Below are 25,973 nucleotides of genomic sequence, written 5' to 3' on the forward strand. Positions count from 1 at the left end.
AACGCAGCTTATCAAAGCTGCCGGTATCGCAGCGGCCAGCGTAGTAACGGTACGGCACCGGAGAGACGGGTCCGGTTAACAGATAAAATGTGTCGGCGATCACATCTCGCTGTTGTGCGGCGGCTCCATAAAATTATTTTGTGCAGACCGCCGCCTGCCATGCCGTCAGTAGTGCACGATCGTCACCCAGTTGGCATCGTTGCCCACCGCCGCTTCACCGGCGCGCGTCAGCGCCCCGCTTTGCGGATCGATCCGGTAACTGCCAATCACCGCGCTCTTCTCGCCGCTGACCACCAGCCCGCGTCCGTCCGGGGTAATGGCAAACCCGCGCGGCTGCTTCTCCACCGGCCAGCTGCCCGCTAACGTCAGCGCCCCGCTCTCTGCGTCTACCCGGTAGCCGCTCAGCGTGCTGCTGGTGCGTTCGCTGACGTAAAGAAAGTGGCCATCCGGCGTGAGATGGATATCGGCGGCCCAGATACGCGGTGTGGGATCGCTGTATCCCGGCGGCCGCTCGCGCCCCTCTGCCAGATGCCAGGAGGCGGCAACGGCGCTGGGGAACTCAGCAACCTTTACCAGCGCCCCGTTCGCTTCGCGCCGGAACTGCGTGATGATCCCGCCCATTTCGCCGATGTTATACAGAAACCGTCCGTCAGCGGACATCACCGAGTGGCGCGGGCCATTGTTTTTTGCGGTAGCGACATAACCGCTGCCGAGCGCGGCCAGAGCGCCGCTGTCGCTCAGCGTCAGCTGCAGCACGCGATCGGTGCCGAGATTGCCGACATATACCGTTTTGCCGGCAGGATCCGCAATCGCCGAATGGGCGGCAGGTCCGGTGGCGTAACGGCTCACCGGCGGTGCATTCAGCTTCCCTCCCGCTGTCAGCCGGTACACGTCAACCACATTGCCATCATAGGAGGCCGCCAGCAGAAAACGCCCCTGCGGCTCGGCGACGATCCAGGGATAGCTGGCGGCGGCGGGCACATGCTGCTTCTGCGTCAGGTCGCCGCTGTGGCGGTCAATGACCCAGCTCGCCAGCTGCAGCGGCTTGCTGCGGATCGCCGCATAAAGATGGGTTTTATCTGTGCTGAGCGCCAGCGGCATCACTTTGCCGTCCGCCGGGGTGTGCCCCAGCAGATGCAGTGCACCGTGCTGATCCAGACTGTAGCGCGCAATGGTGCCGTCGCCGGCTTCTGAAACATAGACGTAGGTCTGCGCCAGCAGCGGCGTGCTGCCTGTCAGCGTTGCCAGCAGCAGCGCGGCGCGTAACGGGTTTATCATAACGATCTCCGGGGTCAGGAAGCGGCGCATGCGGGGCTGCACGGCCAGGGTTAATTCTGACGATGAGTGACTGTTATATAACACCCTTCAGCGGATCACTGACAAAATGTTACAGCAGGCCGTTAACGCAATATGCGTTAACAGCGCCTCTCTTATCCTCAGCTACACTTGCCTCACCCGTTTGTCATAAGAGAGGTAACTATGTCGCAACATGCTGTATCAAACCAGGCCTGGCTGCTGGCGTCCCGTCCTGAGGGCGAACCGGTAAAAGAGAACTTCCGGCTGGTGGAACAACCGGTGCCGGAGATCAAAGAGGGTGAGATGCTGCTGCGCACGGTGTGGCTGTCACTGGATCCCTATATGCGCGGCCGCATGGATGACGGTAAGTCTTATGCTCCTCCGGCGGAACTCGATCAGCCGATGGTCGGCGGCACGGTGTGTCAGGTTGAGGCATCAAAGCACAGCGATTTTAACGCGGGCGACTGGGTGCTGGCCCAGAGCGGCTGGCAGACCTATGCGGTTTCTGATGGCGAAGGTGTGGCAAAGCTCGGCGATCTGGCTCACCCCTCCTGGGCACTGGGTATTCTCGGTATGCCCGGTTTTACCGCCTATATGGGGCTGATGGATATTGGTCAGCCTAAAGCGGGCGAGACGCTGGTCGTGGCGGCGGCAACCGGTCCGGTCGGTGCGACCGTTGGCCAGTTAGGCAAGCTCAAAGGCTGCCGCGTCGTGGGCGTCGCCGGGGGTGAAGAGAAGTGTCGCTACGCGATTGAAAAGCTCGGTTTCTCTGCCTGCATTAACCACCACAGTGATGACTTTGCCGACCAGCTGGCTGCCGCCTGCCCGGACGGTATCGATATCTATTACGAGAACGTAGGCGGTAAAGTGTTTGATGCGGTGTTCCCGCTGCTGAACACCGCTGCCCGCATTCCGGTCTGCGGCCTTGTCTCTGGCTACAGCAGCCGCGACCTGCCGCCGGGGCCCGACCGCACGCCGCTGATCATGGCGGGGATCCTGAAACGCCGCATCCGCATGCAGGGCTTTATTATTTTCCAGGATTACGGCGACCGCTATCCTGAGTTTCTGAAAGCCATGACGCCGCTGGTCGAGCAGGAGAAAGTGCACTACCGCGAGCATGTGATCGAGGGACTGGAGAATGCGCCGCAGGCATTCTTCGATATGCTGAACGGTAAAAACTTCGGTAAAACCGTGGTGAAAGTCAGCTGATAAGCCCCGTCCGGGTGCCGCCACGGCACCCGGTTTTACTTCCATTTTCCTCTGCCTCACGGCAATAACGGTAAAACGTGCCGGTCATCTGCCTGCTACGCTCTCTCTCCCATAACAGGAGGCAGCATGAGTTCCATTATCGATCTTTTCGCTCAGCATAAAAGTGAGCGCAGCTATACCGATCAGCCCGTAGAGGATGCGGTACTTGAGCGAATTATTTCGGCCGCGTACTACGCGCCTACCTCGGTAAACTCCCAGCAGGTATCTGTCGTCGTCACCCGCGACGCCGCGCAGCGCCAGCAGATTGCCACCATCGCCGGCGGCCAGCCGTGGATCGCGAAAGCGCCCGTATTCCTGACTTTTGTGCTGGATATGCATAAGTCGCGGCTGGCGATCGAAGCCAGCGGTCGTGAGCAGATTGCGCAGCAGAGCATTGAAAGCGTGGTATCCGGCGCTACCGATGTGGGCATTGCGCTCGGCTCAGTAATGGCCGCCGCGCGGGCTGAGGGACTGGGTATTGTGCCGATTGGCGGGATCCGCCGCGATCCGGAAGCGATGATCGCCCTGCTGGATCTGCCTGACTATACCTTCCCGGTCGCGGGCGTGGTTATCGGCCATGTCGATCAGCCTGCGCACCAGAAGCCGCGTCTGCCGCTGCCGACTTTCCGCCATGAAGAGCGTTATCAGCAGGCGGATCTGCCGCAGCATATTGCTGATTACAACGCACAGCTGGTACAGCACTGGCAGAACACCGGTCGCAGCGATGGCGAAAGCTGGAGTGACAGCGTCAGCGGCTACTACCAGCACATCTACTTCCCGCATGTGCTGGCGGCGCTGAACAAACAGGGATTTGGTACCGATAAATAGGTCCCAATCCGCCTGCGCGCCGGGCAGATAATACAGGGGCTTAACGCCCCTTTTTTTTGCGGCCAGGCTGGGTAAAGCGTTTGCGGTTCGCGCCCTGCCCCCCCGCTTTGTCACCCTGCTTTGCTCCCGCAGCCGGCGCTTTTTTCGCCGGTGACGCCGTTTTTTTCTTCGCCTGCGCCTGCCGGGTTTTGTTATCTTCTGAGGACGAATCCTCAATCAGCTTAAACAGGTCGATCAGTTCATCATCCGTCAGATCGCGCCACTCGCCGAGCGGAATACCCTTCAGGCTGACATTCATGATGCGCGTACGCTCCAGCTTCGTCACCTCATAGCCAAAGTGTTTGGTCATGCGGCGGATCTGGCGATTGAGTCCCTGTACCAGAATAATGCGGAATACAAACGTTGACTCTTTTTTAACTTTGCACTTCTTCGTTACCGTGCCCAGCATCGGCACGCCGCCCGCCATGCCCGCGATAAATTCATCGGTGATCGGTTTATCAACCGTTACCACATACTCTTTTTCGTGGTTATTACCGGCGCGCAGAATTTTGTTAACCAGGTCACCGTGGTTGGTGAGAAAAATCAGCCCCTGTGAATCCTTGTCCAGCCGGCCGATAGGAAACACGCGCTTGCTGTGGTTAACAAAGTCGCCAATATTGTCGCGCTCACCCTCTTCCATGGTGGTGACAATGCCGGTGGGCTTGTTAAGCGCAATCAGAACCAGATCGTCGGCGTCACGCGGCTCAATCAGCTGACCATTCACCCTGACCTCATCCCCGGCATAAACCTGGGCCCCGACGGCAGCGCGTTTACCGTTAATAAACACGTTGCCCTGTTCGATATAGCGATCGGCATCGCGGCGCGAGCAGATTCCGCTCTCGCTGATGTATTTGTTCAGGCGGGTAGATAAGTCAGGCAGCATGGTTCCTCCGAAAAAAAACGGACTATACCTTAACTGCCGCCGTTGCGTAAGGCTGTCGCCGCGTCAGCGTGCCGCTTCTAATCCCCTGCAGACTGTCGGGTTGTTTAGCATCAGACGCCAGGCGACAATCCGCAGCCACTGTTTCTGGCTTTTCACGGATTTTTTATGACGCAACCACAACCGGCGAGCCGACTGGCCTCGCTGCGCCTGTTTCTGGCCCGCTTCTGGCCACATCCCCTGCCTGTCGCGCGCAGACAGCGCCTGCTGGCCAGCCTCGGAGCCGGGCTGGGTCTGATGCTGACCAGCCTGATCAGCCACTGGATGCTGGGGGCGGTAAACCTGTGGTTTGTGGCGCCGATGGGCGCGTCTGCGGTACTGCTGTTTGGCCTGCCTAATAGCCCGCTGGCACAGCCGTGGTCGATTATTGGCGGTAACCTCGTCGCCGGGGTGATTGGCGTGACCACGGCGCTGCTGATCCCGCAGCCGGCACTGGCATGCGGGGTGGCCGCCTGCCTCGCCATTGCGGTGATGTTTCAGCTGCGCTGTCTGCATCCGCCCAGCGGTGCAGTGGCGCTGACGGCGATTCTCGGCGGCGGCAGCGTGGCGCAGCTCGGCTACCACTTTGTGCTGACGCCGGTGATGCTTAACTCTGTCTGTCTCGCACTGCTGGCGATCGTGTTTAATAACCTCGCCGGCCGCCGCTATCCTCATCCGCTGGCCGCCGCCGAGGCGAAACCACAGCCGGTGGCGATGCCGGTTCCGCTCACGCGCGACGATCTGCATCAGGCGCTGGAGAGCGGACCCCTGCTGGATATTGATGAGGATGATCTGCAGCTGCTGCTGCAGCGCGCCGAAGAGATTGCGATCCGGCGCACCGGTCAGGCGCGCTGAAGCGCGCCTCAGCGCGCCTGCACCAGGCTCAGCACCGTGCGGATATTCTGCGCCGAGGTCGCGATGATATCGATGGCCCCGGTGCGCAGCGCCCCGAGTATCGCCATCGCTTTGGTGTTCTCTGCAGCGATCGCTATTACGCACGGGATCCGGCGCAGCTCATCAATGCTCAGCCCGATTACGCGCTCATTCATGACCGTTTCCACCGCTTCGCCACGGGCGTTGAAAAAGTCATAGCCGGCAATATCACCGGTCACGCCCTGATTAACGCTGGCATCGATAATTTCACGCGGGGTGAACCAGCCCAGCTTTACCATGTAGCTGTTCTCATTCATATCCCCGATCCCCACCAGCGCCACATCCGCTTTACGCGCACGATCCAGCGTCTCTTTTACCGTGCCGTTCTGCATAAAGCTGTCGCGCAGCGCGCGGTTTTCCACGTAGGCGGGGGCATAGAGCGTTTCGCTGCTGCCGCCAAACTTTTTTGCCAGCCGGCGGCTGATGTGATCGGCGTTGATGGCGTCTCCCGGGCGGTGCGTGCCGCCAATACCGCTGATAAACAGGCAGTTTCGATCGGGCACCTGACCCGGATGGTCAGCTACTGCCGCCACGTTCCGTCCCTGTCCGACCGCGACGATGGCGTTATCTTTCAGCGTCTGCGCCAGATGGGCAGACACCAGCGCGGCCACCTGGCGGCGTTGTTCATCACTGTCAGCTGAATCAAGCGCAATCAGCGCCCGCTGCAGACGCGGGAAAGAGCGCTGCAGCTGCTGCTCCAGCCGGGTACTGAAAACCGGATGGTAGCGCACGCTGATTTCAACAATACCCTCTTCACGCGCGCGTTTGAGCAGCCGCCCGACTTTGATACGCGAGATACCAAATTTACGGGCGATCTCCTCCTGCGTGATGGCATCCTGATAGTAGGCGACGGCAATCTCGGTCAGCAGCTCAGCATCCTGACCCGGCGTGGTATTCTCCATCTGTTATCTGTCCTGTGTAACGCGGTCGTAAGCAGCAGCAAGTTATAGCACTGAACGCGCCCGCCCCGCTATGTTCAGCGGCCGGCAAACGCGCTGGCTTCTTCAATAATCTGCGCCAGCGCCTGCGGGTCGTGAGCAAAGCGGCCAAGAAACAGGCCATCCACATCCCGATCCAGCCGCTGGATCAGACCCGGCCCGGCGCTACCGCCATAAATGACTTTCAGCGTAATACCGGCGGGCAGCGTCAGCGTCCGCAGCCCGGCGCAGACGGCACGAATATAGCGGTCAGGGGCCGGCTGCGGTGCACCGATTGCCCATTGTGGTTCATAGGCAAACAGAATCTCGCCCCGCAGGCCCCGTGCCGCCGCCTGCGCCAGCGCGTCGTTAAGCTGTGCGGCACAGAGCGCAATCGCCGCCTCTGGCGTGCTCTGTTCTGACTCGCCAATACAGAGCACCGGTGTCAGTTCATGCTGTAGCGCCATCGCCACTTTGGCGGCAATCTGCGCCGCATCCTCATGAAAGTGACGCCGCCGCTCCGCATGACCGATTTCTGCCAGCGAACAGCCCAGCTCCTGCAGCATGCTGGCGCTGACCTCACCGGTCCAGGCACCGTTTTCCGCCTGGCAAACATCCTGCGCGCCAACGCGTATCGGCGTTCCCGCGAAGATCTCCGTCACCGCGGGGATCGCCGGATAGGCTGGCAGGATAAACAGGCCGACGCTGCCGCTTCTGATAGCCGGATGATCGGCCAGTCTGGCCACCTCGCGACACCACGCCAGCGTTTGCTGATAGCCAAAGTACATTTTCAGACTGACACCAAGCCAGCGTTGTGGCTGAGACATAAGGCAGCTCCCGGGGTTATACCGCGCTCTGACCGTAATGGTCACTTGTTCATATGAACAGTAAATGAATTAATGAACCTGTTTCAATGCGCCACTGATAAATCTGTGACGCAGCGCAACACCCTGTTTCGCAGAAAAACAGGTTATTTTACCTGTTCACCGCGATCCCGCTCACATAATCACCATATTACAAATGAACACGCATTGAACAAATGTTTATCGTTATGGCACGCTGTGTCTCACGCCTGTGTGCAGGCCCTTTTTCTTTACCGGAGAACCTTTATGAAAACGATTGCAATCGGTGCTGATGATGCGGCTGTTGATCTGAAAAATATCATCAAAACGCTGCTGGAAACGCAGGGCTATGCCGTGACAGATTTTACCAATGATGCCGGTAACGCCCGCCCTATGTATCCGGATGTCGCCTGGGCGCTGGCCACCGCCATTCAGCGTCAGGAATTTGAACGCGGCATTCTGCTCTGCGGAACCGGTATTGGCGTGGCTATTGTGGCGAATAAAGTACCCGGCGTGCGGGCAGCGCAGTGCCACGACACCTTCTCTGCTGAGCGGGCGCGTAAAAGCAATAACGCCCAGATCATGACGCTGGGCGCGCGCGTGGTGGGCCCGGAGCTGGCTAAAAATATCGTTAACGCCTGGCTGGCAGCGGAGTTTGAGGGTGGTGGTTCTCTGGCAAAAGTTGAAAAGATAGATTTTTACGAGCATGCGGCACAGCGCTGATCGCCCCTTCTGCCCGGCAGGCAGCTGCTCCGGAGAGGCTGGCAGCGGATCGCCACAGATTGTGTAACTAATCAGGCAAGCGCAGCGCGTGCTGCTACGCTTAAAGGCTGAGATTATCCTTACAAAATCTGGAGATATTATGAGCAGTGACAATCGCAAACCGACCACCACGGATGCGGGCATTCCGGTAGCCAGCGATGAACACTCCCTGTCAGTCGGGCCTGATGGTCCGCTGGTGCTGCACGATCACTATCTGATTGAACAGATGGCCAACTTTAACCGCGAGCGTATTCCGGAGCGCCAGCCGCATGCAAAAGGCAGCGGCGCGTTTGGCCATTTTGAAGTGACAGAAGATGTCAGCCGCTATACCAAAGCCGCTGTTTTCCAGCCCGGTACCCGTACTGATGTGGTGATGCGCTTCTCAACCGTCGCCGGCGAGCGCGGCAGCCCGGACACCTGGCGCGATCCGCGCGGCTTCTCCATCAAGTTTTATACCACCGAAGGCAACTACGACATGGTGGGCAATAACACGCCGGTGTTTTTTATCCGCGACCCGATGAAGTTCCAGCACTTTATTCGCTCGCAGAAGCGTCGTGCGGATAATAACCTGCGCGATAATGATATGCAGTGGGATTTCTGGACGCTGTCACCGGAATCGGCGCACCAGGTCACCTGGCTGATGGGCGATCGCGGTATTCCCAGGAGCTGGCGCCACATGAATGGCTACTCCAGCCATACCTATATGTGGGTCAACGCCGACGGTGAAAAATTCTGGGTGAAATATCACTTTAAAACCGATCAGGGCATTGAGTTTCTGACACAGGAAAACGCCGACACGCTGGCCGGTCAGGATGGCGACTACCACACGCGCGATCTGTTTAACGCGATTAAAGAAGGCCATTTTCCGAGCTGGACGCTCTATATGCAGATCATGCCGTTCGCCGAAGCGGACAGCTATCGCTACAACCCGTTTGATCTGACCAAAGTCTGGCCGCACGACGACTATCCGCTGATTAAAGTCGGAAAGCTGACGCTGGATCGCAACCCTACCGATAACCATGCCCAGATTGAACAGGCGGCATTTGAGCCGAATAACCTGGTCCCCGGTATCGGTCTGAGCCCGGATAAGATGCTGATGGGCCGTATTTTCGCCTATGCGGATGCGCACCGTGCGCGCCTTGGCGTTAACTACAAGCAGATCCCGGTAAACGCTCCGCAGGCGCCGGTCAACAGCTACAGTAAAGATGGTGCAATGCGTATGAATCCGGTTTCCGATCCGGTCTATGCACCTAACTCCAAAGGGGGTCCGGTGGCAGATGGCGAGCGCTATCCTACTGATTCCACCTGGCAGTCGCAGGGCGATATGGTGCGTTCACCTTATACGCTGCGCAAAGATGATGACGATTTCGGTCAGGCGAATCAGCTGATCAATAAAGTGATGGATGATGCTGCACGCGATCGCCTGGTAAACAACGTGGCCGGTCACCTGCTTAACGGTGTGGAAGAGCCGGTGCTCTCTCGTGCTTTCACCTACTGGCGTAATATCGACAAAACTATCGGCGACCGTATTGCACAGAAAGTGCAGAGCGAACGCGCGAAAGCGTAATGCCTGATGCAGCGTCCCGCCGGGCGGCGGGACGCTGCTGAACTATGTTGTAATAAGCCTCTCTTTACTTCAGACGGAACGCCACCACGCTGTCACCCGCTTTGGTGCCGAGCGATCCGTGCCCCCCCGCCGCAATGACGACATACTGTTTGCCATCTTTGCCCATATAGGTTGACGGCGTAGCCTGTGCGCCAGCGCTGAGTTCGGTCTGCCATAACAGCTCACCGGTAGTGCTGTCGTAGGCGCGGAAAAAGTTGTCTGCCGTCGCACCGTGGAACACCAGATCGCCTGCGGTCAGCAGCGGCCCGCCGTGTGCCACCATTCCCATCGGGAATCCCAGCGGGAAACGGCCTGGCAGGAAAGTGGTTTTCAGGTTCTTCGTGGTGCCGATGCGGCGCAGCCATTGCGTTTTTCCGGTTTTCAGATCAACCCCCACCAGGCGGCCCCACGGCGGCGCAATGCAGGGAATGCCCAGACCGGACGCAAGCTGCTGGATGTGGATAGCATAGTCACCGTGAAAGTTTTCATTCCAGTAAGGCTGGCCATCTTTGGTGAACAGACGTTCAGTTGCCGTCTGCGGCGTGCGCTTGATCAGATTATATTTATACGCCAGGCGTACCGGCGCGGCGATCAGCATCTGACGCTCCGGATCAACAGCGACTGAGCCCCAGTTAAAGACGCCAATATTGCCCGGGAACACCAGCGTGCCCGCCTCGGTGGCCGGCGTCCACGGATTACCATCATAGCGCAGACGATGGAAATCGATCCGGCAGGCAATCTGGTCAAACGGCGTGATACCCCACATCGACTTTTCCGTCAGCGCCTGCGGAATAAAGTTCAGGCTGGAGACGGGCTGCGTGGCGGCAAATTTTTCGCCGGGAACGCCGCCTTCAGTAGAGACCTTCACCTCGTTAACCGGGTAAACCGGCTGGCCGGTCAGACGATTCAGCACAAACAGGTTGCCGGTTTTGGTCGGCAGGATCACCACCGGCTGCTTCTGGCCCTGATAATCGATATCCAGCAGCGAAGGCTGTGACGGGTTATCGCGATCCCACAGGTCGTGATGCGAACTCTGATAGCGCCACTTAAACGCACCGGTCTGCAGATCCAGCGCCACCAGCGTGTCGCGGAACTTCTCAGTGTTGCTGTTAGCGTCGCGTTCAATCCCCACTTCATCAGGTGACGCGTTGCCAAACGGTACGTAGACCAGGCCATTTTTAACATCGGCACTCAGCGTGGCCCAGGCGACCGGCGTATCCTGCGGATAGCGCTTATCGGCGGCAATCGGCGTGGTCGCATCCGGCGTGGCCGGGTCGAAATTCCACACCAGACGGCCGCTCTGCGCGTCATAAGCACGGATGACGCCGGAAGGATTGCCTTTCTCAAAGCCATTATCCATGACCGATCCGCCCACGATCACCAGATTACCGGCCACCAGCGGAGCAGAGGTCTGCATCAGCGCGTGCGGGCGAACCTCACCCATGTTTGCATGCAGATCCACCACGCCATCCCGGCCAAAATCAGGGCAGCGTTTGCCGGTGTCGGCATCCAGCGCGATCAGACGCGCGTCAGTGGTAGCGTTGAAGATACGCTTACGGCAAAGCGCAGGCGCATCGCTGCTGGCTGGCGCAGCCGGTGCGGCATAGTAACTGACGCCGCGGCAGGTCTGATGCTGCTGAAGATAAGAGCGGTTTTTCTCCGGGGTATATTTCCATTTCACCGCCCCGCTTTCAGGATCGAGCGCGTGTACCTCATTATGCGGCGTGCAGAGATAGAGCATATCGTTGGCTTTCAGCGGCGTCGCCTCAAACGTATACTCGGTGGCATCACTATCCTGACGCATATCGCCGGTATGATACTCCCAGGCGACTTCAAGGTTACTGACGTTCGCGTTGCTGATTTGCTTCAGCGCTGAGAAGCGCTGGCCCGCTGGCGTACCGCCATAGGCGACCCAGTCGTTTTCTGCACCTGGCTGGCTCACCGGCTCGCGCGAGTTAGTGATGGTGCCTGCCTGCGGCAGCGGATCGTAAAAGCAGAGGCCAATCACCATCAGCACCATAATAACCACGGTGCCGCCCAGCAGCGGATGAAAACGGCGTTCGCCACGGCTAAGTGGTTTGACAATCCACGGCATCGCCAGCCACAGGCCAATTACGCCAAACAGGTCGCCCCGCGGGATCCACTGCCACTTATCCAGCCCTGCTTCCCAAATGATCCACGCCAGCGTGATCCACATCAGTACCGCATAGAGCGTCAGCGCGCTGCGCTGTTTGCGGAACAGTAAAACAGCCGTCAGCAGCAATCCCGCGCCCATTGCGGCGTAAAACGCGCTGCCGCCATTGAGTAACAGCTGACCACCCATATAGAGCAGCGCTATCGCCAGAATCGCCATCACGATACTGGTGAGTTTTGTTATCATGCCAATCCCTCAGTTTTGTTCATTAATTTATGCCGTTACGACATCGCAGCAATTCCAACAAAATATTAACTTATGTAAGCGCTATGTAAAAACCCGTGAGTTTATGTGTTGTCAGATCCGCTAATGAATCAAGCGCAGCTTAAGACTCTCCCCCAGCCTCAGGCTCATCATGTGACTGAAATCACGTTTAATTTTGATGGATTTAATTAATCATTGCCGCAGCGATTGCGCACCTTTTGCTAAGTCACTGGCGTAACAGATGGCGCGAACGCTCGTGCGGCAGCCGATTCAGCGTCATAAAAAAGATTACTGTCAGGTACATCGCATGGCGAAAATAACGTGCATCAGTGCCCGTCCCACGCTTTGATGAAATAGATTAACGGGTCAGCATAGCCTGTGTGAGAATTATCCTGGTGCAAAGCGTCCGGAGTCATTTAATTTGCCGCTACGCCTGACAATTCCGGCCATAATCTTTATGTTGAGCTGCAGTTTAATGATTAAATATCGCAGCGTAATTTCAGTTTGGGAATTTCCTCAGCCTCTGTTTTTTCAGGAAGAGTGATATAAATCATCTGACTGCTCTGTAGCAGATCCGCAGATAAAAAGAAGGTTATTATGATCAGCGCAGATTCCCTTTATCGGAAAATACGGTTTCCGTTTAAATTTACTCACGCAGCATTAAAATTCCCGATTGCCCATGCACATGCACGGCAATATCAGGTTATGTCGCCTGAACAGACAATCGATTTACTGCTCAGTAACGACAGGTTATCCGTATGCCGGTATGGGGATGGAGAACTGGAAATGACACTGTTTAAAAATATTGGTTTTCAGTCATTTGATGAGCGTCTTTCTATCAGACTGAAAGAGATCATGCGGCGCGGTACGCGTGAAGATAACCCTTGTCTGGTTTGCATGCCAGATGCCTTTCGCTCAACCCGCAATATGCGTTTAGGTTCGGCCCTGTTCTGGTTTTTTCATAAAGCCTTTTTCTTTCGCCGCTACGAGCCTTTATTAAAAAAAACGTATCAGTATGGAAATACGTCGGTGACACGCCCTTATCATGATTATATTGATAAACAGCAGGCGACCCGCGTATTTGCAAAATTTAAGCAGCTTTTTTACGATAAAAAAATATTAATTGTTGAAGGCAGCGGCACCCGGCTGGGTATCGGCAACGACTTAATGGATGGCGCACGCGAAATTAAGCGCATTACTACGCTTAACCGTAATGCCTTTTCAGTCTATAACCAGCTCTATGCTAATGTGCTGGCGCATGCCCGCGAATATGACCTGGTGCTGATTTCTCTGGGTCCGACGGCGACCGTGCTGGCTTACGACCTCAGTCAGCAGGGGATCCGCTGTATCGACACCGGGCATATCGATATTGAATATGAGTGGATGCGCAGCGCAGCGCGTACTAAAACGGAAATTGCGGGTAAGAATGTGAATGAAGCGGGCGTGTTGCTCAATGACGAACAGCACGATACCGATGAGCACTATCGCAATCAGATTTTACTGCATGTCGGATTACCTCAGGAGCCGATGGTGAATGGTGTGATCCTGCAGCAGCCGGTTGTGTAATCCTGCACCCTCAACGCACGCTTAAGCATCCAGTCTGGTGCAGGACAGTAACCTTTACGTTTCCCGAAGCATAAAGCCCTTGCTGCCCTGCCCGGATCTCTTACCCTCACGCTGATATGGCGCATTTTATAGATTCTGGCATTACCTTTGCTTACTCATTCCTGTGTTCTTCACAGGAGTTATGCCATGAAAGCCTCTGCTGTCCGCTATCGCATCTTTTCGTTATTGTTTCTTATCGCGCTGATTAACTACGTTGACCGCGGTGCTCTCTCCTTCGCCGCGCAGGCCATTTCGCAGCAGTTCCATTTCAGCAAGGTCGAACTGGGTGCCGTACTGGGCTACTTTGGTTTTGGCTATCTGTTTGGCTCGCTCTGCGGTGGCTTTCTCGCCGATCGGTTCGGCACGCGCAAAGTGTGGCTGATGGCTGGCGTGCTCTGGTCGCTGCTGGAGATCGCCACGGCCTGGGCAGGTGAAATTGGCGTGGCGCTGTTTGGCGGCTCCGCCATCATGGGATTCGCCGCGCTGCGCGTGCTGTTTGGCTTTGCCGAGGGGCCTGCCTACGCGCTGATGAACAAGACAATTGCGCACTGGGCACCGGATAATGAGCGCGGCATGGCGCTGGGTATCGGCCTGCTGAGTACGCAGGTCGGCTCGCTACTGACCGCGCCTATCGCGGTCGGCCTGCTGCTGCTGACTAACGACTGGCGCATGATGTTTATCCTGCTTGGCGTGTTTTCGCTGCTGGCGATGCTGCTGTTTGCCCGCTACTTCGCCGATACGCCGCAGCGGCATCCGGCGGCGAACGACGCTGAACGCGCGCTGATCGTGCAGGGACAGCGTGCCGAAGCGCATGATGAGCGTCCGTTACCCTGGTGGCGCTTTTTCACCAGCCGCACGCTGGTATGTAATGCGCTGGGCTACTTCAGTTTTCTCTATATCACCTTTACGCTGGTCACCTGGCTGCCAAAATATCTGCAGGATAATTTTCATTATGACCTGCACTCGCTCTGGTATATCGCCATGATCCCGTGGAGCGGCGCCTGTCTGACGGTGCTGCTTGGCGGACGCCTGGCCGATCGCCTGCTGGCGCGGACCGGTAATCTGCGGCTGGCCCGCAATGGCTTTGCGGCGATAACGCTCTGCGCCACCGCCTGCTGCTTTATGGCCATCCCGTTTGCCGGTTCGGCGGCCGCAATCATCGCCCTGATGACGCTGGGCAACGCGCTCAACGCGCTGGTCAATAATGTTTACTGGTCGGTGGTGATAGACGTTACGCCAAAGGCGTCGGTGGGTGCTTTCAGCGGCATGACGCTGGCAATCGCGAATCTGGCTGCGATTATCTCACCCATGCTGTGCGGCTGGCTGGCGGAGTATTATGGCTATAACGCCATGTTCACCGTGACTGCCGTTATCGCCTTTGTCAGCATGCTGGCCATGACATTGCTGCAGCCAGAGAAACGCCTGCAGCCAGCCAGCACGGTTGCGCCAGCGCCGGAAGCCAGGATCATGTTGTAGGGGCGTCATTTATGGCGCCCTGGCCCGGAATAGACATCTGCCTCCACGGGCCGAATGAATGCGGCCCCTGCGGAGATGCATTTACCGTTCTCTATGTCATTCCGCAGGGGCGCCATTTATGGCGCTCTGGTTGCATGTAAAATCCGGTGTTAAATGGATACGCCAGGGCCGCATGCAGACAGCCTGAGCGGCCACGAAAAAAGGCGGAGGGGTGAGCTCCGCCTTGTTTCAAGTTCCGGTCAGTGCGCCTGACCGGTCAGTTGCAAAAGGGCAACGATGATTTGCAGGATAATCCGGACAATGTCCAGGAGCAATCGCACAAGTTCCATCACTTTCCTTCTCCTCTGACAGGAGCGCGCGCCATTCAGCGGCCGGGACCCTGACCCTACCCGCCGGCCGCCTGAGCACATCTGTGAGGAGCGCTGAGCGGCACTCATTGCTAAAGCCACAGGCCAGCACCACCTGAAACCTGCCGGGATTTGACTATCCGCGCCCCTGAGAGTCATCAGAAAGCAACGATACTCCGCCCGCACTCAACACTGTATAACCATACAGTAATTTCCTGAAACTTGAAATATTTCCCGTCACATTTTATGATTCGCTGTGTGAGGAGTGCTGAGCACCCCGTTCGCCGCGCGGTTACCCGCCGCTTAAGCGAACCAAAAAAAAGGATTTGGCTGACCAGCCAAATCCTTTTCTATTTTTACCGGTAAAAACTACTGCGCCGCGCTGATGCGCCAGATCGCATCGCCTGCATCATCCGCGATCAGTACCCCGCCCTGATTATCCGTTGCCAGCCCCACCGGCAAACCGCGCACGTTTTTCTGATCGTCCGTGAGGAATCCGGTGACCACCGGCTGTGGTTCACCCACCGGCATGCCGTTTTCAAATTTAACCCACACCACTTTGTAGCCATTAAGCGGCGTCCGGTTCCAGCTGCCGTGCTCGCTGATAAACGCGCCACCGCGATATTGCGGCATATTGTCTGCGCCGTAGAACAGCAATCCGAGCGGTGCAACATGCGAACTCAGGGCGTAGTCCGGCTTGATCGCTTTCGCTACCAGATCAGGCCGCTGCGGGCGGACCCGATCATCCACGTGCTGGCCAAAATAGCTCCAGGGCCAGCCGTAGAAGCCGTTGTCCTGCACTGAGGTCAGATAGTCAGGAACCAGATCGGAACCAATTTCATCGCGCTCATTTGCAATGGCCCACAGCTTACCGCTCTGCGGCTCCCACTGCAGCCCGGTGGGATTGCGGATGCCGCTGGCGTAGATGCGGCTCGCGCCGCTGGCTGCATCCACTTCCCAGACCGCCGCACGCTGATACTCGGCACCCAGTCCATTTTCGGTGATATTGCTGTTAGAGCCGACACCGACATAGAGTTTACTGCCGTCCTGGCTGGCAAGCAGTGCTTTGGTCCAGTGGTGGTTGAGCTCACCCCCCGGCAGCGCCGTTACCTCTTCCGGCGCGGTGCGGATTTCCGTTTGCCCGGTCTGATAAGGGAACTTCACCAGGCTGTCGGCATTAGCCACGTAAAGCGTGTTGCCAATCAGCTGCATACCAAAAGGCGCGTTCAGGTTTTCGATAAAGAGATGCTGCTCCCATTTACCGTTGACGTTACGCAGCAGCGAGATACGGTTGCCGCCCGGCGCACCTTTGCCTGAGGATTTCTGCACAATGCCCATGATGAGCTGCTTCGGGGCCGTTACCGGATTTTTCACCCCGTTGGCCTCAGCCACCAGCACATCGCCGTTTGGCAAAACATAGAGCTGGCGCGGGTGCATCAGCTTCGCCGGGATCCGCTCTATCTTCAGACCGTCCGCCACTTTTGGCGTTTCACCGGTTTTCCACGGCGTCCCCTCCGGCACCTGCATAGGCGGCATGAAAAAATTCTGCGCTTTTGGCAGCTCGGGATTCGGTCCGATCTGTTTTTGCGGATCGAGAGAGGATCCGCTGTCGCAGGCGCTCAGCAGCGCAGCAAGACTGACAGCACTCAGAATGCGCAGTTTCATGGACGACCTCCCGGGATACGACGCGCGCGCAGCGCCAGCTGTACGTTGGCGATCAGCAGCAGCGCCACCACTATGGTCGACAGCGTAACGCCCACAGGTACCACCGCATACGCATCACGGCTATGAATAAAGGCATTAACAATGGCCACCAGCATGGCCAGCAGCGAGAGCCAGAAGTGGGTTTTCTCACCGGCGGTGACGCCGCGGAACAGATGAATCAGGCTGATAATTCGCGGCAGAATAGCCAGCAGCAGACCAAACACAATCAGCCAGCTGGCGGCTTTGGTCCACATCACCACGAAGGTCTGCAGATAGAGGATATCAAACAGCCAGGCGGCAAAAAAAAAGCCCAGCGGCAGTGGCTCCAGCAAGGCATACAGCGTAATGCCGAACGCCGACTTTCCCGAGGTATGAAACATGGCACGCTCCCTTTAGAGTTTTCAGACGGCGGCGAGCCGACAGGCTTCGCCACGCCGCCAGAGAAATATTAGTAAAGATAAAGGGTAATGCGCAGAAAACCGGCAAAAAAGCTAGCAGTGCGGCCGGTAGTGGGCCAGTTCGCGCGCATCGTGGCTGCAAAACAGCGCAACACCGCTCTGGGGCTGCAGCGAAAGTTCACGCAGCCGCTGCTGATTGATGCGCCACGCCTCGCGATCGCTGCACATGAGGCGCTGATAAGCGCGCAGACCCGGCGTGCAGTGGCGTCGGGTGTGATGCATCTCTCCACGATAGAACCAGGCATCGCCGCCATGCAGCAGCCAGCCATCGCCGTGGCGGATCGCCACGCCTGCGTGTCCGGCGGTGTGTCCCGGCAGCGGCACCAGCAGGATCTCATCGCTGAGATCGTCTATGGCTCTGACCGCATCAAACCCGAACCAGCGTTCACCCTCACTGGCGTAGCCGCGCCAGCCATCGTGCGCGGTCCACTGCTGTGGCCGGAAGCGCTGACGCGCCAGCCAGCTCTGCTCACGTCCACTGCGTACCGTATCAAGCTCGCGCTGCAGGAGATGGATCCGCGCCGCCGGAAAATCACTGATGCCGCCTGCATGATCAAAATCGAGATGGGTCAGAATAATATGCCGGACATCTTCGGCCTGAAAACCCAGCAGCTGAATTTGTCTCAGTGCACTCATCCGTTCACTGTAATGAATATTATTCAGCAGACGAAAAAAACCGGAAAGCCGGCGTTCCGGATAGCGCATATCATTAATTCCCAGTCCGGTATCCACCAGAATCAGGCCATGCCGATCGCTTTCAATTAACAGACAATGACACACCAGTTCAGCAAAGGGGCCACGGCTGAAGCCATCAAACAGCGCCCCGCCCAGCGGGCACATGCAACCACAGTTCAGATGATGAATACGCATCCTCTCTCTCCCTGCGGCGAATAAAAATATTCCGCCGCTATAATCAGAAATTAGTTTGTTATTCAGGTATGCATCAGTTGCGGCATTATTGCAAAAAAAATTAATGACTGAATTAAATAAGCCAGTTGCAAATAAAAAAATAACCGCAGCGCGTAGTGAGTTTGCCGGATAATTATAAATGACTTCTTTTGGAGATTATTAAACAAGTAAAATTGAGCCACGTATTATTAAAAAAGGCGCCCGCAGGCGCCCGTTATTATCCGCTGAACTGTGCAGCCCACCATAAACGCAGCATCAGTCCCCAGCGGCTGCTCCAGCCGCTGGTGGTACTGGTCACCCGGCCCTGATAAAGCACGATAAAGGTTGGCGTAGCCGCAATGTGCCAGCGCTGCCCCAGCTCACCGCGCGCGTCATTAACGGCTATGCCCTGCAGCCCTTTTTTTGCCAGCTGTTGTGTCACCTGCGCATCTGAACCCGATCGCAGCGCCACGCTTACCACCGGCACGCCCTGCTGGCTGAGTCTCGCCACAACCGGCGTGGTCAGTTTGCAAACGCCGCACCAGCTGGCCCAGACGTAAACCAGCACCGGTTTTGATGCGCTCAGCCCGGCCAGGCTCTGCTCACCCTGCAGCGTGGTGAGCGGCTGCTGTGCCAGATCGGCAGGCAGCTGCGGCGCGCGCAGCCAGTCAGCCGCCAGCATAATCAGCACGCCTGCCAGCAGCAGCCAGAGCGCTTCACGCAGCCAGCGCTTCAGCCGGCTCACGGTGCCGCCTTCAGCGCATCTTTCACCGCCGCCTCCAGCTGTGCATACGGCACCGCACCGCTGATCAGCTGATTACCCACCAGCGTGGCCGGGGTACCCTGTACGCCCAGCTGCTGCGCCAGGGTGAGGTTGTGATTAATGGTATCCAGGCTCGCTTTATCCGGTGCCGCCAGGGTAATACCGGTTTTTTTCAGCGCGGCGCTGATGCTGGCCTCATCGTGATTGCCTTTTTTGGTCATCAGCATTTCATGCAGCTTCAGGAAGTTTTTCGGCTGCTGATTCCAGACCGTCAGCGCCAGTCGCGCTGAACTCAGCGAGCTTTCGGCACGATAAGGCAGCGGTTTAATCACCACCGCCACCTGCGGATACGCTTTCAGCAGCGTCGTTATATCGGCCTCAAATTTTTTGCAAAATACGCAGTTGTAATCGGTGAAATAGACCAGCGTCAGCGCCGGCTTTTCAGCGCCGATACGCGGCGATCCGGCATCGCTGAACAGCATATCACGATTTTTTTCAACCATTTGCGCCACCACATTCTGCTGCTGTCGCGCAGCTTCCTTATCAAAGGCATCGGCGGCCTCAGCCAGTATGGCGGGGGTTTGTACCAGCGTTTCGCGGATCAGCACTTTGATACGCGCCTCCTGCTCCGGCGTAAAAGGGGCAGCAGCCAGTACCGGTGCGCTCAGCAGCAGCACAGCAAACAGGATATTTTTCATCATTTTTTTGCCTTATTCAGTGTGGAGAGCACCGCGTCACGGTTAAGCAGCGGTGACAAAATCTGACCCTGCGGCAGCGCCGGGCCATAAATCTGATTAAACGGAATGGCCGCCCGATCGCGCTGGCGCAGGAAGTCGCCAATGGCGGGATCCGGCTGTGTCCAGTCGCCGCGCAGCAGCACGACGTCCTCTGCACTCAGCGCGGCGCGAACGTCAGGCTGATTCAGCACCCGGGACTTATTAACCTTGCAGGTAATGCACCAGTCAGCGGTGATATCGACAAACACACGCCGGTTCTGCTGCAGCGCCGCGGCGATGGCGTGCTCTGACAGCGGCTGCCAGCGGAGTTCACCGGCATCCTCTGCCGGACGCGTCAGCAGGAACAGTGCCCCTGCTACCATCAGCACGATAGCCACCGCACCCGCCTGCTGCAGCGCGCGACGGCGCAGCAGCCAGATCAGCAGCATCAGCAGCAGCGCGGCGGCCAGCAGGCCTGCTGCGCGACTGCCCCAGTGCGGGATCAGCAGCGTAACCAGCCAGAGCGCTGCCAGCAGCATCAGTATGCCCAGCAGCGTGCGCAGATGAACCATCCAGCGTCCCGGACGCGGCAGCCAGCGCGCAACGCCCGGCAGCGCGGCCACCAGCAGCCACGGCACGCTCATGCCGATACCGAGCGCCGTAAACAGCAGCCAGAGCTGGGGCAGCGGCGCGGTCAGCGCATAGGCCACCGCCGTGCCGAGAAACGGCGCGCTGCACGGCGTTGCCAGCAGTGTGGCAAACGCGCCCTGCGCAAAGTGTCCCGCCAGTCCGTTCCCCTGATGCGTGGCCAGCCGGGTGTTAAAGGCTGAGGGCAGACGGAAATGCAGCAGATCAAACAGACTGGCGCTGAACAGAAACATGACGCCGGTCATCAGCAGCAGGAATCCGCTGTTCTGGAACTGTATGCCCCAGCCCAGCGCCTGACCGCTCAGGCGCAGCACGCTCATCAGGAGGGCCAGCAGCAGAAAGGAGAAGAGGATCCCGGCGCTGGATGCCAGAAACTGCAGGCGCGTCTGGTGACGGGTCTGTGCCTGCTGCTGCACCAGACCGCTCAGCTTGAGCGCCATAACCGGCAGCACACAGGGCATCAGATTCAGCACCAGACCGCCAAGCAGCGCCAGCAGCAGCACCGACCATAGCGTACTGCGCGCCTCGCTGCTCAGCAGCGGCTCCGCCTCAATCGTCACCTGGCTCTGCTGCGCCAGCCCGTTATCGCTGATCACCAGCGACAGCTGGCGGCCGCGCAGGTCGGGTGCCGCATCGCCCCATTCATCGGTCACGGCCACGCGTGCGCTGAGCGTGTTGCCCTGCACGCTGATCGCCGGTGCTGCCAGCATGCTGCCCGCCGGATAGTCAAAGAAGAGTTCAGGCGTGCGCCAGCCCGCCTGGCGTACCGCGCGGATCTGCAGCTCACCGTTCACAAAGCTGGCGTTCAGCTCATCAGTCAGCCCGGCACCGGGCGGAACCAGCCCCATCGCACGGGCAAAATCGCGATCAAATTCCGCCGCTGGCGGCCGGGCCAGATCGAGGCTGAACGGAAAATCCGTCAGGATACAGACGTCGCTGCACGTAGACAGCGTCAGCGTGCCGGTAAGTGTACCGCTGCCCGGCTGACGCTGCAGTGCGATCGGCAGCGTGACATTTCCCTTATAGCCCTGCGTGGTCAGCCCGCTGACATCAAAGCGTGCCGGTACAGGCCAGAACCACTGAGCGCTGATGCCGGGCGTCTGCCAGGCGATGGCCGGTGCCACGCCGCCTTCTCCCGGCGTGCGCCAGTAGGTTTTCCAGCCTGGCTGCAGATGAATATCAAGCAGCAGCCGGGTGTCGCCCGCCTGCTGCGCGGCGCGCAGGCGCACCTCAGCGTGGCTGTTTTGCGCGTTGCGCAGCCAGCCGGTATCCGCAGCCTGCGCACTCAGTACGCAGCCTGCCAGCAGGAGCAGCAGGCTCCTGAGTAAAACAGTCATGATAAATTCTCCGGTAAATAACAGGGGATACGCGAAACAGCGCGAAGTGTTATTCCCGGAAGACGCAGAGCGTAAGATGTCGCCGTCGCAGCGGCGGACGATGCGTTTTATGACGCCAGAAGAAACAGAGACGTTGCGGGGCAGCAAGCGCTGATAGCAGTGCCATAACAAGCATCAGCAGCGGCAGCACGGCATCAAACACCGGTGTATTGCCGCTGAGGGATTTAGCGCTCAGTGCACAGGGTTTATCACTGCTGGCGGACGTATCGTGCGCGCCAATCTCAGCGAAAACAGCAGAGGCGGTCACCGGCTGGGCGGGCAAATTGAAGCTGCGCTGTACAAGGCAAAACGCCAGCACCAGACAAGCGAGTGCCAGGATCCACGTTGCGCGTTGGGGCGATATCATCATGCCGCAGCCTCAGAGAAAAGTGCGGGCATTTTATGTAACGCCGCCGCAAACGCCAAGTTTTGCCGTGTAAACTTTTGTCGGGTGAGTCAGCGGCGCACGTTTGTGCCGGTTCAGGGCCGGTTAATCAGCACCCGCCAGCGCCGCCGCTGGCGCACCAGCTGCCGGAAAAGCTGCAGCATATGCGGCAGCGTCAGGGCGGCGACCGCCTCAGGCGTCAGACACGGCCCGCCCGCTTCGCGCCGCAGCAGATCCTGCGCCACCTGCCGGTTAGCGTGCGGCTGGCAGCGTTCCTGCAGCGTCTCCTGCCACGCGCGCAGCGTTTCGTCGTTACTCTGGCTCAGCACCGTCTGCATATCCAGCAGAAAGCGCCGGCAGTGGATCAGCAGGCGCACCCAGGAAATATCCGGCGACTGCAGCGCAAACAGCAGCCCGTCCACATCGGCGCAGCGCTCATAGCGGGCCGTGACCACGTAGCCTGTCTGTTGCTCCACGCGCAGCCGCTGAAAAAAGCGCGGTGCCAGAAACAGCCCCAGCGCCTGCAGCGCCGCCAGGCTGATGTCATCCGGTGCCGTCAGGGGAATAAACAGCAGCAGCGCCTGGTCGCGGCCCTGACAGGCAACGGGCGTAATGCCACGCCGCAGCGGAGGCGATGCAGCCGGCGTAGTCTGCCGCCTGAGCCTCGCCAGGCTCTGCGCGGCGTAGTGATTCAGATGCCGGTCATGCCCGCACCACGCCGCCTGCCAGCGCCGGGCTGACGCCGGATACAGCAGCTGAGACGGCAGCGTCTGCAGCAGCTGGCGGATAACAATGGCTGCGGGCTCAGGCGGGTCGCCCGCCTCATCCGCTGCGCTCAGCTGCGCCGTGATGGCCGGCAGCAGCTGCCAGGCCACGGCGGCGTCTGCCGGAATATCCAGCAGCAGCTGCCAGATCCCCTGCTGCTGCTGCCAGACGCCACGGCCACCCAGATGGCGCAGCTCTGCCAGCAGCGGCCGCAGACGCCGCTGGTACGCCATGCCGGCGCGGTCGGCAAGCGGCTGATAACACGCCGGGCGCAGCAGCAGCGTCTCAGCTGGTTCAACCGGCAGCGCCTGAGGTAATGCGGCAGCGGTGCCGCCGGAGCCTGTGGCATCAGCCCGTATCGCACGCGGCGGAAACTGCCAGCGGACAGCTGCCGCCGGTACGTCTGCGGAAAACGCCCCGCGGCTGCAGCGCAGCGTAAATCCCTGCGTGATGCAGGTCAGGGCGTTGCTCAGCGGCTGCCGGGTCAGCAGGCGCATCCGCCCGGCCTGCGTCAGCTGCAGGATAGCCGATGCAAGGTCCGATGGCAGATGCGCTGCAGGCGCCTCTGCCGCTGCCCGCAGCCGCAGCTGACGCAGCGGCGTCTCCGCGCGGAAGTCGCGCTGCGCCAGCTGCAGGTAGTGCTGCTGCTGGCGCAGCGTAGTGTGCTGCACAGCCTGCAGGTGCTGCCAGACACGCTGCTCTATACGCCAGGCCTGCGCGGATGAGATCGCCGGCGCGCTGAAGCGCAGCGCAAGTAATGCGTGCCGGGTATCCTGCCACAGCCAGCTGACCTGCAGGGTGTCACACAGCTCCTCGCATCGCAGCTGATGCAGCAGACCGCCTTCGGCTTCATCCAGCCAGTAGCTGCGCAGCAGAGTGACACTGTCACTAAAATTGTAGGAGTAAGGCGTCAGCAGCGTCAGCCAGAAAGCGTTGTCACCCGGCAGCTCCAGCAGCGTGATCGCATCGTCGTCGGGCTGCTGTGGCACAACCGGCAGCGCCAGAACGCTGTCGCCCGGCAGGCCGCTGAACGCTGCGGCCAGGCTCTCCAGTTCGTCCAGCGACTGCGGTCCGGAAAGCCAGAGCTGCATTGCAGGTGCCGTAAAGCGGGTCTGGTGAAACCGGCGCAGCGCGCGCTGCAAATCAGTGACGTTGTCACCAAAAGCCGCCCTGCTGCCGACGCGGAAACGCCTGAAGCGTTCTCCCAGCGGATGCAGCAGCGCCGCCTCGCTCAGCGCTTCGCTGTGGCTCTGCAGCAGCTGATACTCCGCATCGATAACGGCGCACTCCTGGCGAATGGCGTCAGGCGTGAGCTTCGGAGCGAGCAGCATGTCCGCCAGCCGCGTGACGCCGCCTTCCAGCGCCGGGGCCGGCAGCTGAAAAAACCACGCGCTGCGGCTGAGCCGGGTGGTGGCGTTGACCTCGCCGCCCTGCTGCTGTACCCACGGCATCAGACGCTGGCTGCCACTGAAGCGCGCACTGTCGCAGAACAGCAGATGCTCGAGCAGATGCGCCAGTCCCGGCCAGCGATCGGGCTCATGCAGGCTGCCGGCCCCGACCTGCATCAGCGCCGCAGCTTCGCGGGCGTCAGGCTGGTGATACAGGTGGCAGCGCAGGCCGCTGGCCAGCGTCAGGGTACGCTGCATCATCAGAGACGCTGTTTGACAATCAGCGTGGAGTTAGCCCGGTTACGGAACTGCAGCTGGGCAATTTTGATATCGCTGCAGTTTGCCTCGCGCCGCGCCTCCAGGATCTGCCCGTGATGCGGTGACTTACTGCAGACCGGATCGGTATTGTCAGCATTACCGGTCAGCATATATGCCTGACAGCGGCAGCCGCCAAAATCTTTCTCTTTTTCATCACAGGAGCGGCACGGCTCCGGCATCCAGTCAAAGCCGCGATAGCGGTTAAAACCAAAGGAGTCATACCAGATTGACTGCAGGCTCTGCGTCAGCACAGAAGGAAATTCAACCGGCAGCTGGCGCGCGCTGTGACAGGGTAACGCGGTGCCTTCCGGGGTTACGCTGAGGAAGATGGAGCCCCACCCACCCATACAGGGTTTAGGACGCTCTTCATAATAATCTGGCGTCACAAACAGCAGATTGGTCAGGTTGCCGCTCTCGCTCATGCGAGCCCGGTAGCGTGCCACCGTCTCTTCAGCGCGGGCGATCTGCTCCCGCGTGGGCAGCAGCCCCTCGCGGTTCAGGTGTGCCCAGCCGTAAAACTGGCAGGTTGCCAGCTCAACATCATCGGCATCCAGCTCAATGCAGAGATCGATAATTTTATCGATCTGATCGATGTTGTGGCGATGCAGCACAAAGTTCAGCACCATCGGGTAGCCATGCTTTTTCACTGCCCGCGCCATCTCAAGCTTTTGCTGAAACGCTTTTTGCGAGCCCGCCAGCGCGGCGTTGAGCGTCTCATCGCTGGCCTGAAAGCTGATCTGGATATGGTCCAGACCGGCGTCCGCAAAGGCGTCGAGCTTTTTCCCGGTCAGGCCAATGCCGGAGGTGATCAGGTTGGTGTAAAAGCCGAGATCGCGCGCAGCGCGGATCAGCTCAGGCAGATCTTTGCGTACCAGCGGCTCGCCGCCGGAGAAGCCGAGCTGTACGCTACCCATAGCGCGCGCCTGCCGGAAGACCTCAATCCATTGTTCGGTGGTCAGCTCTTTCTCCTGCTGCGCAAAATCGAGCGGATTAGAGCAGTACGGGCACTGCAGCGGGCAGCGATAGGTCAGCTCAGCCAGCAGCCAGAGCGGCGCATTAACGGCGGGTTTATTCGGGTTCACGACACTGGATCCATTTCTGTTCAACGGCTGACTGCAGGAAATCTTTCACGTCGTCACCGACGCCGCCGGCTTCGGGAAAACGGGCGTCAAGCGTGCGGACGATCGCTGCCACGTCCTGCTTACCGGTCACCAGCTCCAGAATGGCCGCTGCTGTTTCATTCAGTTTCGCCATGCCTTCCGGGTAGAGCACGACGTGACTCTCCTGCGCGGCTTCCCACTGCAGACGATAGCCGCGCCGGAACGCGGGGATCAGGGTATCTTTCATG

The 25,973-nt window shown here is 58.9% G+C and carries 22 protein-coding genes; 7 read left to right on the forward strand and 15 right to left on the reverse strand.

The features are described from left to right. Positions 1–165: 165 nt before the first annotated feature. Positions 166–1,278 carry a lactonase family protein gene (locus B3041_RS08900; RefSeq protein ID WP_292971509.1) on the reverse strand — a complete coding sequence of 371 codons (1,113 nt, stop codon included), beginning with the start codon at positions 1,276–1,278 and terminating at the stop codon, positions 166–168. Between the two features lie 201 nt (positions 1,279–1,479). On the opposite strand from B3041_RS08900, the gene B3041_RS08905 reads away from it, so the two are divergent. Both B3041_RS08905 and B3041_RS08910 read left to right on the forward strand, forming a co-directional pair. After that, positions 1,480–2,505 (forward strand): NADP-dependent oxidoreductase, encoded by a 1,026-nt coding sequence (locus B3041_RS08905; protein WP_292971512.1) that lies wholly within the window; start codon positions 1,480–1,482, stop codon positions 2,503–2,505. A 126-nt stretch (positions 2,506–2,631) separates the two neighbouring features. After that, positions 2,632–3,372: a nitroreductase family protein gene (locus B3041_RS08910; RefSeq protein WP_065649387.1), complete on the forward strand. Its 741-nt coding sequence runs from the start codon at positions 2,632–2,634 to the stop codon at positions 3,370–3,372. A 40-nt stretch (positions 3,373–3,412) separates the two neighbouring features. Here B3041_RS08910 and rluF read toward each other — a convergent pair whose 3' ends face one another. Further along, positions 3,413–4,294: a 23S rRNA pseudouridine(2604) synthase RluF gene (rluF, locus tag B3041_RS08915; RefSeq protein ID WP_292971517.1), complete on the reverse strand. Its 882-nt coding sequence runs from the start codon at positions 4,292–4,294 to the stop codon at positions 3,413–3,415. Positions 4,295–4,459: 165 nt separating this feature from the next. On the opposite strand from rluF, the gene B3041_RS08920 reads away from it, so the two are divergent. Further along, positions 4,460–5,185, forward strand: coding sequence for an HPP family protein (locus B3041_RS08920; protein WP_292971520.1), 726 nt, complete (start codon positions 4,460–4,462; stop codon positions 5,183–5,185). Positions 5,186–5,193: 8 nt separating this feature from the next. Here the strand turns inward: B3041_RS08920 and B3041_RS08925 are convergent, their stop codons facing one another. Together B3041_RS08925 and B3041_RS08930 are read right to left on the reverse strand one after the other, a co-directional pair. Next, positions 5,194–6,165: a sugar-binding transcriptional regulator gene (locus B3041_RS08925; protein WP_039384324.1), complete on the reverse strand. Its 972-nt coding sequence runs from the start codon at positions 6,163–6,165 to the stop codon at positions 5,194–5,196. A gap of 74 nt (positions 6,166–6,239) precedes the next feature. Continuing rightward, on the reverse strand, positions 6,240–7,007 hold the full coding sequence (locus B3041_RS08930; RefSeq protein ID WP_292971526.1) for a triose-phosphate isomerase family protein: 768 nt from the start codon (positions 7,005–7,007) through the stop codon (positions 6,240–6,242). A 282-nt stretch (positions 7,008–7,289) separates the two neighbouring features. On the opposite strand from B3041_RS08930, the gene B3041_RS08935 reads away from it, so the two are divergent. Both B3041_RS08935 and B3041_RS08940 read left to right on the forward strand, forming a co-directional pair. After that, a complete protein-coding gene (locus B3041_RS08935) occupies positions 7,290–7,745 on the forward strand; it encodes an RpiB/LacA/LacB family sugar-phosphate isomerase (RefSeq protein WP_065649391.1) in 456 nt (151 codons plus the stop codon). Positions 7,746–7,884: 139 nt separating this feature from the next. After that, on the forward strand, positions 7,885–9,351 hold the full coding sequence (locus B3041_RS08940) for a catalase (RefSeq protein ID WP_065649392.1): 1,467 nt from the start codon (positions 7,885–7,887) through the stop codon (positions 9,349–9,351). Positions 9,352–9,415: 64 nt separating this feature from the next. On the opposite strand, the gene B3041_RS08945 is transcribed toward B3041_RS08940, so the two are convergent. Next, positions 9,416–11,770: a membrane-bound PQQ-dependent dehydrogenase, glucose/quinate/shikimate family gene (locus tag B3041_RS08945; RefSeq protein WP_292971531.1), complete on the reverse strand. Its 2,355-nt coding sequence runs from the start codon at positions 11,768–11,770 to the stop codon at positions 9,416–9,418. A gap of 615 nt (positions 11,771–12,385) precedes the next feature. On the opposite strand from B3041_RS08945, the gene B3041_RS08950 reads away from it, so the two are divergent. Next, on the forward strand, positions 12,386–13,354 hold the full coding sequence (locus B3041_RS08950; RefSeq protein WP_292971534.1) for a GT-D fold domain-containing glycosyltransferase: 969 nt from the start codon (positions 12,386–12,388) through the stop codon (positions 13,352–13,354). A 186-nt stretch (positions 13,355–13,540) separates the two neighbouring features. Continuing rightward, complete coding sequence (locus tag B3041_RS08955; RefSeq protein WP_292971536.1) at positions 13,541–14,869, forward strand: MFS transporter; 1,329 nt, start codon at positions 13,541–13,543, stop codon at positions 14,867–14,869. 716 nt (positions 14,870–15,585) lie between these two features. Here the strand turns inward: B3041_RS08955 and B3041_RS08960 are convergent. The 10 genes from B3041_RS08960 to pqqD all read right to left on the reverse strand — a co-directional run bounded on the left by B3041_RS08960 (position 15,586) and on the right by pqqD (position 25,972). Beyond that, positions 15,586–16,881, reverse strand: coding sequence for a PQQ-dependent sugar dehydrogenase (locus B3041_RS08960; RefSeq protein WP_065649396.1), 1,296 nt, complete (start codon positions 16,879–16,881; stop codon positions 15,586–15,588). Continuing rightward, positions 16,878–17,300, reverse strand: coding sequence for a DUF2231 domain-containing protein (locus B3041_RS08965; RefSeq protein WP_292971551.1), 423 nt, complete (start codon positions 17,298–17,300; stop codon positions 16,878–16,880). The genes B3041_RS08960 and B3041_RS08965 overlap by 4 nt, the downstream gene beginning before the upstream one ends. A gap of 111 nt (positions 17,301–17,411) precedes the next feature. After that, on the reverse strand, positions 17,412–18,248 hold the full coding sequence (locus B3041_RS08970; protein ID WP_065649398.1) for an MBL fold metallo-hydrolase: 837 nt from the start codon (positions 18,246–18,248) through the stop codon (positions 17,412–17,414). A 256-nt stretch (positions 18,249–18,504) separates the two neighbouring features. Next, a complete protein-coding gene (locus B3041_RS08975) occupies positions 18,505–19,011 on the reverse strand; it encodes a protein disulfide oxidoreductase (RefSeq protein ID WP_065649399.1) in 507 nt (168 codons plus the stop codon). Continuing rightward, positions 19,008–19,727, reverse strand: a complete 720-nt coding sequence (locus tag B3041_RS08980) for a DsbA family protein (protein WP_414692380.1) — start codon at positions 19,725–19,727, stop codon at positions 19,008–19,010. The genes B3041_RS08975 and B3041_RS08980 overlap by 4 nt, the downstream gene beginning before the upstream one ends. Then, the gene (locus tag B3041_RS08985; protein ID WP_292971557.1) at positions 19,727–21,730 is read right to left on the reverse strand and encodes a protein-disulfide reductase DsbD family protein; all 2,004 of its coding nucleotides are present in this window, start codon (positions 21,728–21,730) and stop codon (positions 19,727–19,729) included. The genes B3041_RS08980 and B3041_RS08985 overlap by 1 nt, the downstream gene beginning before the upstream one ends. Positions 21,731–21,779: 49 nt before the next feature. After that, positions 21,780–22,139 carry a hypothetical protein gene (locus B3041_RS08990; protein WP_292971559.1) on the reverse strand — a complete coding sequence of 120 codons (360 nt, stop codon included), beginning with the start codon at positions 22,137–22,139 and terminating at the stop codon, positions 21,780–21,782. Between the two features lie 110 nt (positions 22,140–22,249). Continuing rightward, complete coding sequence (gene pqqF / locus B3041_RS08995; protein ID WP_292971561.1) at positions 22,250–24,568, reverse strand: pyrroloquinoline quinone biosynthesis protein PqqF; 2,319 nt, start codon at positions 24,566–24,568, stop codon at positions 22,250–22,252. Then, complete coding sequence (gene pqqE, locus B3041_RS09000; RefSeq protein WP_065649403.1) at positions 24,568–25,707, reverse strand: pyrroloquinoline quinone biosynthesis protein PqqE; 1,140 nt, start codon at positions 25,705–25,707, stop codon at positions 24,568–24,570. The genes pqqF and pqqE overlap by 1 nt, the downstream gene beginning before the upstream one ends. Then, positions 25,694–25,972, reverse strand: coding sequence for a pyrroloquinoline quinone biosynthesis peptide chaperone PqqD (gene pqqD, locus B3041_RS09005; protein WP_065649404.1), 279 nt, complete (start codon positions 25,970–25,972; stop codon positions 25,694–25,696). Before pqqD ends, pqqE begins: the two co-directional genes overlap by 14 nt. Position 25,973 lies beyond the last annotated feature (1 nt).

Origin of the sequence: Pantoea sp. UBA4549 (assembly GCF_002387285.1) — a bacterium.
Classification (GTDB): Bacteria; Pseudomonadota; Gammaproteobacteria; order Enterobacterales; family Enterobacteriaceae; genus Pantoea; species Pantoea borealis.

Coding starts and splice junctions, on each gene's coding strand:
- B3041_RS08940 (WP_065649392.1), top strand. CDS start 7,885: ATGAGCAGTGACAATCGCAAACCGACCACCACGGATGCGGGCATTCCG.
- B3041_RS08945 (WP_292971531.1), bottom strand. CDS start 11,770: ATGATAACAAAACTCACCAGTATCGTGATGGCGATTCTGGCGATAGCG.
- B3041_RS08970 (WP_065649398.1), bottom strand. CDS start 18,248: ATGCGTATTCATCATCTGAACTGTGGTTGCATGTGCCCGCTGGGCGGG.
- B3041_RS08960 (WP_065649396.1), bottom strand. CDS start 16,881: ATGAAACTGCGCATTCTGAGTGCTGTCAGTCTTGCTGCGCTGCTGAGC.
- B3041_RS08905 (WP_292971512.1), top strand. CDS start 1,480: ATGTCGCAACATGCTGTATCAAACCAGGCCTGGCTGCTGGCGTCCCGT.
- rluF (WP_292971517.1), bottom strand. CDS start 4,294: ATGCTGCCTGACTTATCTACCCGCCTGAACAAATACATCAGCGAGAGC.
- B3041_RS08925 (WP_039384324.1), bottom strand. CDS start 6,165: ATGGAGAATACCACGCCGGGTCAGGATGCTGAGCTGCTGACCGAGATT.
- pqqD (WP_065649404.1), bottom strand. CDS start 25,972: ATGAAAGATACCCTGATCCCCGCGTTCCGGCGCGGCTATCGTCTGCAG.
- B3041_RS08910 (WP_065649387.1), top strand. CDS start 2,632: ATGAGTTCCATTATCGATCTTTTCGCTCAGCATAAAAGTGAGCGCAGC.
- B3041_RS08980 (WP_414692380.1), bottom strand. CDS start 19,727: ATGAAAAATATCCTGTTTGCTGTGCTGCTGCTGAGCGCACCGGTACTG.
- B3041_RS08930 (WP_292971526.1), bottom strand. CDS start 7,007: ATGTCTCAGCCACAACGCTGGCTTGGTGTCAGTCTGAAAATGTACTTT.
- B3041_RS08985 (WP_292971557.1), bottom strand. CDS start 21,730: ATGACTGTTTTACTCAGGAGCCTGCTGCTCCTGCTGGCAGGCTGCGTA.
- B3041_RS08950 (WP_292971534.1), top strand. CDS start 12,386: ATGATCAGCGCAGATTCCCTTTATCGGAAAATACGGTTTCCGTTTAAA.
- pqqF (WP_292971561.1), bottom strand. CDS start 24,568: ATGATGCAGCGTACCCTGACGCTGGCCAGCGGCCTGCGCTGCCACCTG.
- B3041_RS08935 (WP_065649391.1), top strand. CDS start 7,290: ATGAAAACGATTGCAATCGGTGCTGATGATGCGGCTGTTGATCTGAAA.
- B3041_RS08965 (WP_292971551.1), bottom strand. CDS start 17,300: ATGTTTCATACCTCGGGAAAGTCGGCGTTCGGCATTACGCTGTATGCC.
- B3041_RS08955 (WP_292971536.1), top strand. CDS start 13,541: ATGAAAGCCTCTGCTGTCCGCTATCGCATCTTTTCGTTATTGTTTCTT.
- B3041_RS08900 (WP_292971509.1), bottom strand. CDS start 1,278: ATGATAAACCCGTTACGCGCCGCGCTGCTGCTGGCAACGCTGACAGGC.
- B3041_RS08990 (WP_292971559.1), bottom strand. CDS start 22,139: ATGATGATATCGCCCCAACGCGCAACGTGGATCCTGGCACTCGCTTGT.
- B3041_RS08920 (WP_292971520.1), top strand. CDS start 4,460: ATGACGCAACCACAACCGGCGAGCCGACTGGCCTCGCTGCGCCTGTTT.